Below are 15024 nucleotides of genomic sequence, written 5' to 3'. Positions count from 1 at the left end.
TACTTAAATTTAGTGAAAATATTTTACTTAAATCCTTATAGAAAAGTACTTTCCAACCATTAAGACAAAATTTAACAATGAATATCACTGAAACTTTACGAAAAGTAGTTCATTCAAATAATTACTGGAAACATTCTGATTTCACCTCTGTAATGGAGACATGATCATCTCACTATGACATTGATATAAAAATTGACTCAGAAAAAATTGCTGTTATAGTTCTGGAAAATAAGTACGTGTCACAAGTAAGAAATGTTCTACATACATTTAATGATGTAGAATATATTATTGTTGATATGATATCACATCAATATTTATCTGTAGATACTGATATTTATAATTCTTATTTTGATTATATGGAAAATCTGAATGCTTTTTCTGCAGAGGATTTTTATTTTTATAATGCAGCCTAGCAAACCTTAATCTAATGTTAAACAAAAACTAGGCATGAAAAAACTCTCAATAGTTAATTTAATTATATCATTGATTTACTTAGTATTATCAACATATTTTCAGTCAGACTTTTTCCTTGAATTTATTCCAGTAGTTCTCCTTATTTTAATTATTAATTTTTATATAATTCATCAGCATAGTAAAAAAGCAATCTTATACCTTATTAATGGCATTACATTCTTAATATTAATTTATTTTTTAAGCATTGGAATTATTTTAAGACAAGATTGGTAATAAAAAATCCCACCAAAAATGGTAGGATTTATATTTTAAGCTCAATTATCTTATTTCTTTGAACTGATCTCTCTAATGATCTCATACTTGCCATTAAAATAGTCCAACCGGCATTCATATTGTTTTGCCTTTCCCGTTTTTATCAAAATCCCAATTACTCCGCCCACTACTCCGCTTATCAATTGTACTGTTATTCCTCCAGAAAACTGTCTTTTACCATTTGGCAGCTCATGAAGTTTTGAAATGAAATAAAAATCTTCCGGTGTTTTTCTCATTGGATACAACTCACCGGCATAAAGCACAAAAGGTCTTCCCTGATAAACAACAGCGTAAGAATCTGTTTTTGCATTTTTCTTCTTTCCTTTATCATCCATATAAGTTATCTTGGCAATCATTCCTTGCTCCATTTTTATTTCATCAATCGGCTGATCAGGAGTTTGCATACTGAATGATTTATAATTCAGATAAATCCCATCTATAAGCTTTTGGTTAGTATACAAAGGCAATCGTGATTTCGCTATTTTATCATAATTATTAATATCTTCTAAAGTATAAACCCTGCTATCAATAGGACTGGCAGAAACGCTTTCGAATATAGAATTTTTGATATAGTTCAAAGACTGTTTTTCCATTTCTTTTGTAACATCCATTTTATACAAAACCAATGTAGTGTCAACCTTCTTGATCAGTTGGTACTGATTATCCTTACCTCCAAAGATCAATCCTTTAAAATCAAAATATCCGTACTGAGTAAAATCAATGGTTACTTCCAGATAATTCAAATCTCTCAACTGGAAAAATAGCTCCTGATCTTTTGCAGAGCTTTTATCAATTCCTTTATCAAACATTTTGGTGAGCTGTTCTTCAAAGCTCGGGCTGAATCTGACCTTAGCTTTTCTATCAGACACTCCTTTCATTACGATCCCGAAATTTTCAGGATCAGGCCTTACATCCTGAAGTTGGATCTTATTATAATTGGAGTTGGAAATTGCCTGCGTAGGATCTGGCAGATTTAGCTCTTCAATAATAAACTTTTTAGACTGTGCAAAGATGGAAGTGACTGTTAGAATCAGTAAGAATGTTAACGTGTTTCTCATATATAATTTGTAGACCAATGGATATGATTATTTAACATTATCCATCTGATTAGTGTTTCATGATTATTCTATGCTAAATAAAGGTTTTTCTCAGAAATAATAAAAACATTTAACAAAAAATCCCACCCAAAAATGGGCAGGATTTATATTTTAAATTCAAGTCAAAAATTATTCCCACTCAATGGTTGCAGGTGGTTTGCTTGAAATATCATAAGCTACTCTGTTGATTCCTCTTACTTCATTGATGATTCTGCTGGAAACAGTATCTAAGAACTCGTAAGGAAGTCTGCTCCACGTTGCCGTCATAAAGTCGATGGTGTTAGCAGAACGCACTACAGCTGTATATTCGTAAGTTCTCTCGTCACCCATTACTCCTACAGATTTTACAGGAAGCAATACTACGAAAGCCTGAGATACTTTTTCGTAAAGATCGTTTTTATATAATTCTTCAATGAAGATATCATCAGCTTCTTGAAGGATTCTTACTTTTTCAGCATCCACAGCGCCCAATATTCTGATTCCAAGTCCAGGACCTGGGAAAGGGTGTCTGTATACCATGTGATGAGGAATTCCTAATTCTTCACCTACTCTTCTTACTTCATCCTTGAAAAGCTCTCTTAATGGCTCTAATAATTCGAATTCCATATCTTCAGGAAGTCCTCCAACGTTGTGGTGAGACTTAATCACTGCAGATGGTCCGTTTACAGACTGGCTTTCGATAACGTCAGGATAAATTGTTCCTTGTGCCAAGAATTTAGCTCCTTCAATTTTGTGGGATTCTTCATCAAAAACATGGATAAACTCGTTTCCGATGATTTTTCTCTTCGCTTCAGGATCATCTACTCCGGCAAGTTTTGAAAGGAATCTTTCTTGAGCATCAACCATTTTAATGTTCATATGGAAATGCTCTCCATATTGGTCCATTACTTTCTTACCTTCATTTTTTCTCAATAGTCCTGTATCTACAAAGATACAAGTCAACTGATCACCAATAGCCTTGTGAATCAAAACGGCTGCTACAGAAGAGTCAACCCCTCCGGAAAGACCAAGGATTACTTTGTTATCTCCTACTTTTTCACGAATTTCTTCAACTGTTTTTTCAATATAATTAGTCAGTTTCCAGTTTTTATCTGCATTACAGATTCCGAAAACAAAATTTTCAAGCATTTTCCCACCTTCTTCTGTATGAGAAACTTCCGGGTGGAACTGAACACAGAATATTTTTTTATCTTCGTTGGAAATGGAAGCAATTACTCCTGATTTTGCGTTTAATTCAAAGCCTGCAGGTAATTCTCCTACTTCATCAAAGTGACTCATCCAAACAACAGAGTTTTGAGTTACTCCTTTTAATAAAGAGCTTTCTTTAATGATTTCAAGGTTTGCTTTACCATATTCTCCCTTTTCTCCCTTGTCTACTTTCCCGCCTAAAAGGTGAGCTGTCATCTGCATTCCGTAGCAAATTCCTAAAACAGGAACTCCCTGTTCGTATAATTCCTTTTCAACCAGGTGAGCGTTTTCTGCATTTACAGAGCTTGGTCCACCGGAAAGGATAATTCCTTTTGGCTGTTTTGCTAAAATATCTTGTAAAGGTGTATTGTAAGGTAGGATTTCAGAGTACACACCCATCTCACGGATTCTTCTTCCGATAAGTTGGTTGTACTGGGATCCGAAATCTAAAATAATAATACCGTTGTTCATTTTTGATAATTGATTTGTTTGAAAGATATCAGATTTCGGACATCAGATTTCAGATTATTGGTCTGAAGTCTGGAATCTAGCATCTGACTCTTATTTCTAATATTAACTGTGTTACAAAAAAAGACTTGGAATTTCTCCAAATCTTTTTTCGCGATTTTTATTAAAACTTTCCGATGTCTTCTCTGTAGAAGCCGTAATCGAAATGCACATGACCTGCGTCTTCATAAACTTTCTTGCGGGCATCTTCGAAAGTAGCTCCTGTTGCTACAATGTTCAATACTCTACCACCGTTGGAAACCACTTTGTCTCCTTTTCTGATAGCTCCTGCATATAATAGTTTACTGTGGTTTACTTTATCTTCACCTGTAATTGCAAACCCTGTTTCAATGTTTCTAGGATATCCTCCTGAACACATTACAAGACAAACTGCTTTTTCGTCCTTAAACTTAAGCTCAATGTCTTTCCCTTCCATACAGTCTTGGATCACATCCAGAAGGTTGTTTTCCATAAGAGCCATCAATACCTGAGTTTCAGGATCTCCGAATCTCATGTTATACTCCAGAAGATAAGCTCCATTTTTAGTTACCATCAATCCGAAGAAGATGATTCCTTTAAATCCGAAGCCCTCAGCCTTAAGACCTGTAATGGTTGGTTCTAAGATATTTTTCTCGAAATCAGCATAGTGCTCCTGAGTAAATTCCGGACTTGGTGCTACTGAACCCATACCTCCTGTGTTTGGTCCTGTATCCCCGTTTCCAGCTTTTTTATAATCTTTTGCAGCTACACAAGGGAACAGCTTATCACCATTTGAAAAAGCGATAATAGAAGCTTCAAAACCTTGTAAATATTCTTCGATAACTAAACGGATACCAGCATCTCCATAGATTCTTCTGATCATGAAATCATGGATGGTAGCTTCAGCTTCTTCAAGAGTGTCACAAATAACAACACCTTTCCCACCTGCTAAACCGCTTGCCTTGATTACTAAAGGATACTCCTGTGTCTGTACATATTCTTTAGCATCATTATATGAATCAAATACTACAGCTTTTGCCGTTTTGATATCATAGGTCTGCATAAATTTCTTAGAGAAAGCCTTACTTCCTTCAAGGCTTGCCACTTTCTGCGTGGGTCCGAAAACTTTAAGATCGTGTTTTTTAAACTCATCCTTTAAGCCTGCAACTAGTGGAGCCTCAGGACCTACAATCGTAAGATCAACCTTTTCTTTAATAGCGAAATCTCTAAGTTCTTTGATTTCTGATAAATGAACATTTTTCCCTATTACATCGGTAGTAGCATTCCCGTTAGCAAAAAACATTTTAGAAATTCTTGAGTCATTCTGAAGCTTTGCCGCTAAAGCAGATTCTCTACCGCCTTCACCTATGATTAATATTCTCATACTTTATTTATTATCTAGTCTTATTTTACAAATATATAATTTTGAATGCTAAAAATACAATCCCTAATTATTTTTTAATTCTATTTTAATTAGTGAAAAAAGTGTCTAACACCTGTAAACATCATTGGGATACCGTGCTCATTTGCAGCTTCTACACTATCCTGATCTTTTACACTTCCACCCGGCTGAATGATAGCCTTAATACCTTCCTGAGCGCAGAAATCAACTACATCACGGAAAGGGAAAAACGCATCTGAAGCCAATACTAAATCTCCTGTAAATTTTTCTTTTGCTCTTTCAATAGCCTGCTGTGTAGCCCAGATTCTGTTAACCTGTCCACCTCCAATTCCGAAAGCCTGGATTCCGTTGGAAACTACAATAGCGTTTGATTTCACATATTTTACAACTCTTTGAGAGAAAAGCAATGCTTTTTTCTGCTCTTCTGTAGGCTGAACTTCTGTTACCACCTTAATATCATCAGAGAAATGAGTATCGTTATCCTGAACCAAGATACCACCATCCACTTTCACCCACGTCTGCTTATCTGAAACAGGGTTTACAATTTTGATGATTCTTAGGTTTTTCTTTTTTCTTAAAACTTCAAGAGCTTCTTCATCGAAATCTGATGCCATTACAATCTCAAGGAATGTTTTGTTTAATTCTTCGGCTGTAGCTGCATCAATTTTATAGTTCATAGCAACAATTCCGCCAAAGATAGATACCGGATCACATTCGAATGTTTTTTGGTAGGTTTCCAATGCTGAAGTACCGATAGCTACACCACAAGGAGTAGAGTGTTTTACGGCACAACAAGCCATTTCTTCTTTGAATTCAGTAACCACTTTCCAACAAAGGTCCATATCACGAAGATTGTTGAAAGAAAGTTCTTTACCTCCAAGCTGTTCAAAGTCTTTCATTGCTCCATTCTCGAAAGTAGAAACATAGTAAGCCGCTGTCTGGTGAGGATTTTCGCCGTATCTTAGGTCAGAAACCTTTTTGTAAGAAGCATTTAAATAGGTAGGATATTCCTCATCTAAAAGCATTCTTGAAATAGCTGCATCATAAGCAGAGGTAAGGTTGAATACTTTGCCTGCAAGCTTTTTACGGGTTTCAATGTACGTATCCCCATTTTGTTCCATTTCCAGTTTTACTGTTGTATAATCTTCTACATCAGTAATTACCGTCACAGAGTCAAAGTTTTTTGCTGCAGAACGAAGCATTGATGGTCCACCGATATCGATAAACTCTACTTTCTCGTGTAATGAAATATTTTTATTTACATTTTCAAAGAAAGGATAAAGGTTTACGATAACCATGTCAATCAGACCAATTCCGTGCTCCTGAACGGTTTTCATGTGCTCTTCGTTGTTACGAACAGCTAACAATCCACCGTGAACTTTTGGGTGTAGAGTTTTCACTCTTCCGTCCAACATTTCAGGGAAATCGGTAACCTCATCAATCTGAATGGGATTTAAACCAGCGTCTTTCAAATGTTTGAACGTTCCTCCTGTAGAGATCAACTCATAGTTCTGAGCTTCTAAAAACTGTGCGAACTCAATTAATCCACTCTTGTCAGAAACGCTGATTAAAACTCTCTTTTTACTCATTTTACTTTCAATTTTTTACTTTTTACAGCTATTTCAAACTGTGTCCGGGTCTTTCACCTCCGAACTTACTTTTATTTTACTTAGATTTTTTTTTATTAATTTAACAATGTATCAGTCTAGCAATGTAACAATACCTTCAATACTGGTTGTTACATTAGTACATTGTAAAATTTATTTATTTCCCAGGACCTTATTGATCGCTAAGGGAAATATTTCATATTCTATCTGATGAACTTTCTGTGCTAATGTTTCAGGAGTATCATCAGCTGTTACTTCAAAAGATTTTTGAAGAATAGCTTCTCCTTCATCAATTCCAGAAGTTACAAAATGCACTGTTGCCCCACTTTCTACTTCTTTTGCTTCAATGACTGCATTATGAACGTTCATTCCCCACATTCCTTTTCCACCGAACTTCGGAAGCAATGCAGGATGAATATTGATTATCTTACCATTCCAGTTTTCGCAGAACTCAGATTTTAAAATGGATAAAAATCCTGCCAATACGATCAGATCTGTATTTTGTGGGATTACTTTAGCCAATTCAGTGCTGAAGTTCTTTCCTCTTGGAATGAGTATGTTTTCTATATTGTGATTCTTTGCTCTTTCTAATCCGAAACACTCTCTGTCAGCAACCACCAAATTTACTTTTGCATTCTGAATTTCTCCAGCTTCAATAGTATCAATGATTCTCTGCAGATTGGTTCCTGAACCGGATACGAGTACAACGATATTCTTCATTCTATTAATGTAACAATGTATCAGTTTAGCAATGTAACAATGATTTAATTGGTACACTGGTACATCGTTATATTGTTATATTATTATAGTGATAAATTGATTTTCTCTGCTCCTTCTGTGATCTCACCAATTTCGTAAGCATCATCTAAAAGGTGTAATATTTTTTCAGCATGCTCAGCATCTACTACAATGATCATCCCAACCCCCATATTGAATGTTCCAAACATTTCTTCACGAGTTACTCCACCTCTTTTCTCCAGTTCAAGCATTACACTTGGAATTCTGATTTTTGAACCGTCTATAGAAGCACAAAGTCCTTCAGGAATGATTCTTGGAACGTTTTCGTAAAGTCCGCCCCCTGTAATATGAGCAATTCCACCTACTTTTACTTCTTCCAATACTTTGTGAATATCTTTGAAATATAATCTTGTTGGAACTAAAAGCGTTTCATATAAAGGTTTTCCTTCAAACTCTTCTTCAAAATTCGGGAATACTTTTCTTACTAAAGAGAAACCGTTTGAATGGAATCCTGAGCTTGGTAATGCAATAATTTTATTACCTGGCTTAATGTTGGAACCATCAATGATTTGGTCTTTTTCTACGATTCCTACACAGAATCCTGCAACATCATAATCTCCCGGCTGATACATTCCCGGCATTTCAGCAGTTTCTCCACCAATTAATGCACAGTTGTTATCCTTACAAGCTTTCACCATTCCTAAAACGATCTCAGCTGCAATTTCAGAATCTAGTTTACCACAAGCTAAGTAATCTAAAAAGAATAATGGTTTAGCACCGTGACAAAGAATATCATTGGCACACATGGCGAAACAGTCTACACCAATAGAGTCGTATTTTTTAGTATCCAAAGCTACTTTCAGCTTTGTTCCTACTCCATCTGTTCCTGAAACAAGAACCGGATTTTTATATCCTCCGATCTCATAGAAAGCACCAAAACTTCCCAAGTGGTTCAATACATTGGAATTATGGGTTTCACCGACCGCTTTTTTGATCTTGTCAACCGTTTTGTATCCTTCTTCTTTGTCTACTCCTGCTGATTTGTAAGTGTTGCTCATGTCTGCTTAGATTTTTAGATTTCAGATTTCAGATTTCAGATGATTAATTGTCTTACATCTGACGTCTTGTGTCTTCTTATCTTTTAATATTTCAATTACTTTTATACTCGATTTTAGAAAACAAAAAAGCCGACAATCTTTTCAGATTATCGGCCGTTATTTTATCTCAGAATTTCAGAGTCCATAATTTTCCCTTTATGAGAAAAACATTGTTTATAGGAGGTCTGAATTTTCATCTCTTTTCTTTTTGCAAAAATAGTAATTTTAAATGAATATTCAAATTCTATTTTTCAAGGATGGTTTCAATGGCTGCAATCTTCTTGATTTTTTCCTTTAATTCACTGTTTTTCTCTTCATTAGAAATTTTTTGTTCAGCTTTATCAAAGTTGTCGTTAAAGAAAGGAAGTGAGAAAGTTTCTACCACATTTCCACCGTGGAAAGGGAAACGTTTTGATGCTGCATCTAAAACTCCTGCACCACCTCTACCTCCCGGAGATGTAGCCATCAATAGCATTGGCACTTCATTCCAAACCGTTCTGTCCTTGATTCTGGATACCCAGTCGAACACATTTTTGAATGCTGTAGAATAGGTTCCGTTATGCTCTGCTAAAGCAACCAACAATAGGTTTGCCCCATCGATTTTAGCCGCAAAGTCATGAGCTTCCTGAGGCACCCCCCCTGCTAATTCTCTTTCATGTTTATAGATTGGCATTTCGAAAGGATTCAGATCCACTACTTCTACTTCTGCATTTTCAAATAATGTTGATGCATAGGCTACCAACTGCTTGTTCATTGAAACGTCTGAGTTACTTCCTGCTATTGCTAAAATTTTCATATGTAGTATTTATTTTTAAGTTATATCCAATCATCATCCACAAGGATACCGTTGATGGTGATTGGATACTATTTCTAATTTTTAAGAATGCAAATTTAATTTTTTATTTAAGATAAGATGGCAATTCCATTGGGACTTCCATTAATAATATTTCCGCATCTTCCACCGCTTCAATATTAAAACTTTGTGTATCCCAGATTCCCAAACCGTCTCTTTCATTAAGGATACGGTCTCCTACTTTTGCTGATCCTTTTAAAACAAAAGCATAGACTCCGTTTCCTTTTTTGTTCAGCATATAGTTTTTACCATTCCCTTTTTTGAAGTTGGCCAAATTGAACCAGGCATCCTGATGAATCCAAACGCCGTCATCATTTTTATTAGGGGATAAAATCTGTTGGAATCCATTTATTTTTTCTCCTTCTTTGATGCTTTTCTGGTCATATCTTGGTTCAACATTTAATTCTTTAGGAAAAACCCAGATCTGTAAGAATTTTACTTCTTCATCTTTATTCTTATTGTATTCGCTATGCATTACTCCGGTTCCGGCGCTCATCACCTGAATTTCACCTTTCTTAATTACCGCAGCAGTACCCATTGAATCTTTGTGTTCCAAATCTCCCTCTAAAGGAATGGATATAATTTCCATATCTCTGTGTGGGTGTGTCCCGAATCCCATTCCCTGAGAAACGGTATCGTCGTTCAATACTCTTAAAACACCAAAGTTCATTCTGTCATTGTTTTGATAGTTTGCAAAACTGAATGTGTGATAAGAGTTTAACCAGCCATGATTAGCGTGGCCTCTAGAATCTGCTTTATGATATACTGTTTTCATTTCTGTGATTATTTATGGTACAAATGTACGGGATGTGATGGTGAAAAAAAGTTGATGTAGGTTAAGAAAGGAATGAACGGTTTGCGAAAGGATAAAATTGCTGATAAATTAGATTTAGCAAAGATGCAATTGATTTATTCTTTATGCTTTAAGACGCAAGGATTTTATCTGCGATAAAATTTCATGCCACGAATATCCTTTTTTCCGAAGATCGAGCAGATATAAATAAACGTAAACATCTGTTTTATCCGTGAAATCTGTGGGAGACTAATAGATTCCGAACAGTAATTATAGATTTAAGTTTGGGCTAAAGCCAGCTCCTATTGAATTTTATTGTTATTATTTTTTAAATAGTATTGTAGTATAATCCGTATTATAAGTTCTTGTTTCTATATTGAGTTTATTTAAAAGTATTTCGGCTTCAAGTCTTATATTTTTCCATGTTTCATGTTGGTCTAAAAAGTCCCAGTCCCAAATTTCCACAGGGATATCATCTACTTTCTTTTTAAATTGCAGCAAATCTTCTTTAAATGATTCATCAATCCGTTTATTTCTAAAGACAGAATCAAACAAAACCGGGATGAATGCATAATCAAGCTCCTCATACAGTTCCGTCAATGGATCTATTAAAATGGGAGCCATTTCATCCAATTGGTTTACATTATAAGTATAAAGAATCAATGAGTTGATGATATTGGCATAATAGAAATCTACGTGTTTATCGTATTGAAGCATTTTTTCCTGAAGTAATTCTTCTTCAGTGAACCATCTATCATTAGTAACATTCTCATTTTTTGGTTTCTCTTTTTTCTTTTGTAAGGAAAAAATTTTATTCAAAATACTAAAATTCATTAATTTATGTAAAAAATTGGTTCTATTCTTATACAAAAATAGATAAGTTTTGGCTAAAGCCAATGGATTTTTTTTGAAATACAAAAGCGGGCTAAAACCCGCTCCTATTGAATATTAATTCTATTATTTTATTTTCTAGATGCTTTAATACTTTTAACTAAAAGTGCACTTGTTTAATCTCTTCTGCAATTTCTTTAGGGGTTTCGTTTTCTGATGTAACGAAAATCATGGTGACTAAAGCTCCTATCAACATACAAACTCCACCTACAACTACATAATCCATTGCCTGTTTACCAAAAACACCACTTACTATGGGTCCTCCGAATAAACCATTAATGATCTGCGGAATAACAATAAAGAAATTAAATATTCCCATGTAAACACCCATTTTTCTTTGTGGAATCACTTCAATAAGCATTGCATAAGGCATTGCCAGAATACTCGCCCAGGCAAATCCCAGTCCGATCATTGAAATCCATAGATTGTTTACATCTTTGATGAAATACATGGAGATCAGTCCCAAACCACCACATAATAAGGCTAAAGCATGGGTTTGCTTTTTACCAATCCACTTCGCTATAGGAGTTAATAAAAATGCAAATGGAATTGCCCAAAGATTATACATCCCAAAGAGCTTACCTGTTAAATCTCCAGCGTCATTGAATGCCTTGGAGTGTGTATCCTCCGGAGAAAGTCCCATATGATGGGTTGCCAGCGCACTGGTGGTAAATACCCACATGGTAAATAATGCAAACCAGGAGAAGAACTGAACAATTCCCAATTTTTTCATTTGAACAGGGATGGTCGCAAAATCTTTGAAGATATCTGAGAATTTTGATTTTTCATGTTCTGCTTCTTTTCCGTCTTCAAACTCAGCAAATTCTTGTGGAGAATATTCTCTGGTCGTAATGATGGTATATAAAATGGATATTATCAGCAATACAGCTCCCACATAAAAGGAATAAATTACGTTATCTGCAACAAAGCCTTTGGGGGCTTCATTAGAAATCCCAAGCTTTGTCAACCAATCCGGCAAATAAGAACCCAGCACGGCTCCTATTCCTATCAAAATGGTTTGCACTGAAAATCCAATTGTTCCCTGATGCTTCGGAAGCATATCACCAACCAAAGCTCTGAAAGGCTCCATAGCAATGTTTACAGATGCATCCATCATAGCTAGGAAAATGACGGCCAATAACAAGGCATTTGCAGCAAACATTTGAGTAACGGAAGCAGCATTTGGAAGTAAAACCAATCCTATGGCACACAAAACAGCGCCAATTAAGAAATAAGGTTTTCTTCTTCCCAACGGGCTCCAGGTATTATCTCCCATATGCCCGATAATAGGCTGAACGATTAACCCGGTAATGGGAGCCACCAACCAAAACCACGATAACTCATGAACATCTGCCCCTAAATTAGCCAGAATACGGCTTGCATTTCCGTTTTGCAACCCAAATGCCATTTGGATTCCTAGAAACCCCATGCTCATATTAATGATTTGAAGCATGGAAAGATTAGGTTTTATTCTCTTCCCAGATGCACCATCTGCATATCTCCCGTCCATTACTGCCATTACAACTTCAGTTTTTGGATTAGTACATCTTCTATCGGTGCTTTTTCAACGACAACTTTATCTACTATTTCATTTGGAACGGTCACAGAAAGAACATATTGTTTTACTTTCCATTGTCCATTAATTTTTTCTACAACACCTGAACCACGGCAGATTTTCATTTGGGTATCTAATAATTCATCAAACCAAGCCAGTTTTCCATCTTTACTGAAATAGATATTTCTTTTAAGAGAGGTGAAATTCCAGGTTTTCTTTTTATCGAAATAAGGTTTTGCCCAAACCATGAATTCTTTTTTATTCCAGATTTCAGTGGCGTCTGTTCCTATAAATGTAGATTCATCAGCAAAATAATTGAAATAATTAGTATAGTCTGCTTTCGCAGCCGCTACGTTAAAAGCATCCAGCATTGTACTGATCTCTGATTTTTCTTTTTCAAATGCCTTACCTGATTGTGCCGAGAGCATTGAAAATCCTAATAAAAACAGGATGAATGTATGAACCGTTATTAATTTTCTCATAGGTATTATTTATTTTTCAAGTTCGATGATCAATGAGGTCTTCGCAGGAATTGTCATGTTATTCTGTAATATGAATTCTTTTCCTGAAATAACCTCTTTTCCTTTGGAGAATCCTTTTAATGACTCTTCAAAATATTTTAAGTCTAACGTCTGATCTTTTGTATTATTGTTGATGACAACCATTACACTTTCCTTATCATTATATCTGAAATAAGTGAAGACTCCATCCTTAGGAACGAAATTTTTAGTTTTCCCGGTATGAATTACTTCTTTACCTTTTCTCCAGTTCAGTAATTTCTGTGTAAATTGATAAAATTCTTTCTGCTCAGCAGTTTGTGCTGATGGATTGAATGCGCTTTGTTTATCTGATTTCCAACCTCCTGGAAAATCTCTGCGGATATCAGCATCGCCTCCTTTTTTCTTATCGCCCCGCATTCCTACTTCCGATCCGTAATAGATCTGTGGAATTCCACGAACAGTTGAAATCAAAGTTAACCCCATTTTATAAACGCTCGGATCTGCATTGAAGATTTCATTCCATCTCTCAGTGTCATGATTCTCAAAGAAAACCATCACATTATTAATATCCGGATAAAGGAAGTCGCTGCTAAAGGAGTCATAAAGCCTTATTAAACCGGTATCCCAATCTTGTTTTTCTTTAAAAGCTTTAGGCATGTCTCCAAACAGCATAAAATCCATTACAGACGGTAGATTAGAATTGTATCCTGCTGCTTCTCCTGTCTTGGAATTCTTTTGCCACGCTGAAATTTGTCCTGCAGTATATAACCATGACTCCCCTACAATATTGAATTTAGGGTATTCATTGGTAATCGCCTTGGCCCATTTTGCCATTGCTTCTTTATCATTGTAGGGATAGGTATCTACACGGAAACCTCCCAATTCAGCATACTCTATCCACCAGATTGCATTTTGAGTTAAATATTTTAAAACCAATGGATTTTTTTGGTTGATATCAGGCATTGTAGAATCAAACCATCCATCCAGTGCATATTTTTTATCAATTTCTGAAGCGTTGGTATCAAACTGCGATGATGTTTTGTAATTGGATCTTTTGAAACCATTCTCACCCTCTTTAAACCAATGAATCCAGTCTTTTGTAGGGAGATCCTTGATCATCCAGTGAGAAATCCCCCAGTGATTGGTTACATAATCCATCACTAGCTTCATATTTCTTTTATTTAATTCTTTGGAAAGCCGTTTGTAATCTTCGTTGGTTCCGTAGCGGGCATCAATTTTATACAGATCTGTTTGAGCATACCCATGATAAGAATATACTTTTTCATTATCCTCGTTTACAGGAGTTAACCAAACTGCTGTAGCTCCCAGATTTTGGATATAATCAAGATTATTCATGATCCCGCGCAAATCACCACCATGTCTGCCGTTGGGCAAACTACGATCAACCTTTTCTATAAGCTCCGGAGTGGAATCATTTTTTTCATCTCCATTGGCAAAACGATCCGGCATAATCAAATACATTACATCTTTTGAGGTATAAGATTCGCGGTCTGCAGACCCTGGATTTCTCTGTTTCAGCTCATACGTATAGGAGCCCAGATTTTTTTTATCTTTTTTAATATTAATTGTAAACTTCGGAACGTTGATTTCATTGGTATTAACCGTGATAAAAACATAGTTCGAATTTTCCACCTTTTGAATATCTTTAATTTGAATTCCGTCTGACAGACTGATTTCATTATTAGCAATCCCTTTTCCGTAAACAAGGATTTGAAGTTCAGGATTTTTCATTCCTTTCCACCAGAAAGCCGGTTCTACTTTTTCCAATACTTTGGATTGTGAAAAAGCTATTGAAGCAGCTGAAAGGGCCAAAAACACATATATTTTTCTCATAACTTAGTCTTCTTCTTCAATTTAATAATCAGTTGTATATCATGATACTGCATTAAAAACAGCACACATTACACTGAAAAACAGATTGTTATGTTGTATTTTACAACAATTTAACAATGAACAACTTAGGAGCAAATTACGAAAAAAATCTAAGAGTTTTCACAAAATAATTGTTAGAATTTTCTTTTATTCATCGGTATTCTAGATCTGTTGAGTGATGGATATTGAGACTAGAAT

At 35.4% G+C, this 15024-nt stretch carries 13 protein-coding genes; 1 reads left to right on the top strand and 12 read right to left on the bottom strand.

Translation table 11 applies throughout. The features are described 5' to 3' along the window. The first annotated feature begins 236 nt into the window (after nt 1–236). The gene (locus SCA31_RS03725; RefSeq protein ID WP_410695503.1) at nt 237–413 is read left to right on the top strand and encodes a hypothetical protein; all 177 of its coding nucleotides are present in this window, start codon (nt 237–239) and stop codon (nt 411–413) included. A gap of 324 nt (nt 414–737) precedes the next feature. On the opposite strand, the gene SCA31_RS03720 is transcribed toward SCA31_RS03725, so the two are convergent. The 12 genes from SCA31_RS03720 to SCA31_RS03665 all read right to left on the bottom strand — a co-directional run bounded on the left by SCA31_RS03720 (nt 738) and on the right by SCA31_RS03665 (nt 14787). Further along, nucleotides 738–1784, bottom strand: a complete 1047-nt coding sequence (locus tag SCA31_RS03720) for a hypothetical protein (RefSeq protein ID WP_410695502.1) — start codon at nt 1782–1784, stop codon at nt 738–740. A 168-nt stretch (nt 1785–1952) separates the two neighbouring features. Then, nucleotides 1953–3482, bottom strand: a complete 1530-nt coding sequence (guaA, locus tag SCA31_RS03715) for a glutamine-hydrolyzing GMP synthase (protein WP_410695501.1) — start codon at nt 3480–3482, stop codon at nt 1953–1955. Between the two features lie 160 nt (nt 3483–3642). Continuing rightward, nucleotides 3643–4881 carry a phosphoribosylamine--glycine ligase gene (gene purD / locus SCA31_RS03710; RefSeq protein ID WP_410695500.1) on the bottom strand — a complete coding sequence of 413 codons (1239 nt, stop codon included), beginning with the start codon at nt 4879–4881 and terminating at the stop codon, nt 3643–3645. 89 nt (nt 4882–4970) lie between these two features. Next, on the bottom strand, nt 4971–6488 hold the full coding sequence (purH, locus tag SCA31_RS03705) for a bifunctional phosphoribosylaminoimidazolecarboxamide formyltransferase/IMP cyclohydrolase (RefSeq protein WP_410695499.1): 1518 nt from the start codon (nt 6486–6488) through the stop codon (nt 4971–4973). Nucleotides 6489–6659: 171 nt separating this feature from the next. Continuing rightward, nucleotides 6660–7226 carry a phosphoribosylglycinamide formyltransferase gene (purN, locus tag SCA31_RS03700; protein WP_410695498.1) on the bottom strand — a complete coding sequence of 189 codons (567 nt, stop codon included), beginning with the start codon at nt 7224–7226 and terminating at the stop codon, nt 6660–6662. 83 nt (nt 7227–7309) lie between these two features. Next, a complete protein-coding gene (purM, locus tag SCA31_RS03695) occupies nt 7310–8302 on the bottom strand; it encodes a phosphoribosylformylglycinamidine cyclo-ligase (RefSeq protein WP_410695497.1) in 993 nt (330 codons plus the stop codon). A gap of 283 nt (nt 8303–8585) precedes the next feature. Next, nucleotides 8586–9137 (bottom strand): NADPH-dependent FMN reductase, encoded by a 552-nt coding sequence (locus tag SCA31_RS03690; protein WP_410695496.1) that lies wholly within the window; start codon nt 9135–9137, stop codon nt 8586–8588. A gap of 103 nt (nt 9138–9240) precedes the next feature. Beyond that, complete coding sequence (locus SCA31_RS03685) at nt 9241–9969, bottom strand: pirin family protein (protein ID WP_410695495.1); 729 nt, start codon at nt 9967–9969, stop codon at nt 9241–9243. Between the two features lie 339 nt (nt 9970–10308). Then, complete coding sequence (locus SCA31_RS03680) at nt 10309–10821, bottom strand: hypothetical protein (protein WP_410695494.1); 513 nt, start codon at nt 10819–10821, stop codon at nt 10309–10311. 157 nt (nt 10822–10978) lie between these two features. Next, nucleotides 10979–12397 carry an MFS transporter gene (locus SCA31_RS03675; RefSeq protein WP_410695493.1) on the bottom strand — a complete coding sequence of 473 codons (1419 nt, stop codon included), beginning with the start codon at nt 12395–12397 and terminating at the stop codon, nt 10979–10981. Further along, nucleotides 12397–12915, bottom strand: a complete 519-nt coding sequence (locus SCA31_RS03670; RefSeq protein ID WP_410695492.1) for a nuclear transport factor 2 family protein — start codon at nt 12913–12915, stop codon at nt 12397–12399. The genes SCA31_RS03675 and SCA31_RS03670 overlap by 1 nt, the downstream gene beginning before the upstream one ends. A gap of 9 nt (nt 12916–12924) precedes the next feature. Then, nucleotides 12925–14787 carry a glycoside hydrolase family 13 protein gene (locus SCA31_RS03665; protein WP_410695491.1) on the bottom strand — a complete coding sequence of 621 codons (1863 nt, stop codon included), beginning with the start codon at nt 14785–14787 and terminating at the stop codon, nt 12925–12927. Nucleotides 14788–15024 lie beyond the last annotated feature (237 nt).

The sequence above is a fragment of the Chryseobacterium sp. SIMBA_028 genome, assembly GCF_046535285.1.
Taxonomy (GTDB): Bacteria; Bacteroidota; Bacteroidia; order Flavobacteriales; family Weeksellaceae; genus Chryseobacterium.
Note: the sequence above shows the minus strand (reverse complement) of the source record. Positions and strands in the feature narration are given on the sequence as shown.

What these genes read in the sequence shown, in the direction of transcription:
- SCA31_RS03720 (WP_410695502.1), bottom strand. Translation starts at nt 1,784, where the DNA reads ATGAGAAACACGTTAACATTCTTACTGATTCTAACAGTCACTTCCATC.
- guaA (WP_410695501.1), bottom strand. Translation starts at nt 3,482, where the DNA reads ATGAACAACGGTATTATTATTTTAGATTTCGGATCCCAGTACAACCAA.
- purD (WP_410695500.1), bottom strand. Translation starts at nt 4,881, where the DNA reads ATGAGAATATTAATCATAGGTGAAGGCGGTAGAGAATCTGCTTTAGCG.
- purH (WP_410695499.1), bottom strand. Translation starts at nt 6,488, where the DNA reads ATGAGTAAAAAGAGAGTTTTAATCAGCGTTTCTGACAAGAGTGGATTA.
- purN (WP_410695498.1), bottom strand. Translation starts at nt 7,226, where the DNA reads ATGAAGAATATCGTTGTACTCGTATCCGGTTCAGGAACCAATCTGCAG.
- purM (WP_410695497.1), bottom strand. Translation starts at nt 8,302, where the DNA reads ATGAGCAACACTTACAAATCAGCAGGAGTAGACAAAGAAGAAGGATAC.
- SCA31_RS03690 (WP_410695496.1), bottom strand. Translation starts at nt 9,137, where the DNA reads ATGAAAATTTTAGCAATAGCAGGAAGTAACTCAGACGTTTCAATGAAC.
- SCA31_RS03685 (WP_410695495.1), bottom strand. Translation starts at nt 9,969, where the DNA reads ATGAAAACAGTATATCATAAAGCAGATTCTAGAGGCCACGCTAATCAT.
- SCA31_RS03680 (WP_410695494.1), bottom strand. Translation starts at nt 10,821, where the DNA reads ATGAATTTTAGTATTTTGAATAAAATTTTTTCCTTACAAAAGAAAAAA.
- SCA31_RS03675 (WP_410695493.1), bottom strand. Translation starts at nt 12,397, where the DNA reads ATGGCAGTAATGGACGGGAGATATGCAGATGGTGCATCTGGGAAGAGA.
- SCA31_RS03670 (WP_410695492.1), bottom strand. Translation starts at nt 12,915, where the DNA reads ATGAGAAAATTAATAACGGTTCATACATTCATCCTGTTTTTATTAGGA.
- SCA31_RS03665 (WP_410695491.1), bottom strand. Translation starts at nt 14,787, where the DNA reads ATGAGAAAAATATATGTGTTTTTGGCCCTTTCAGCTGCTTCAATAGCT.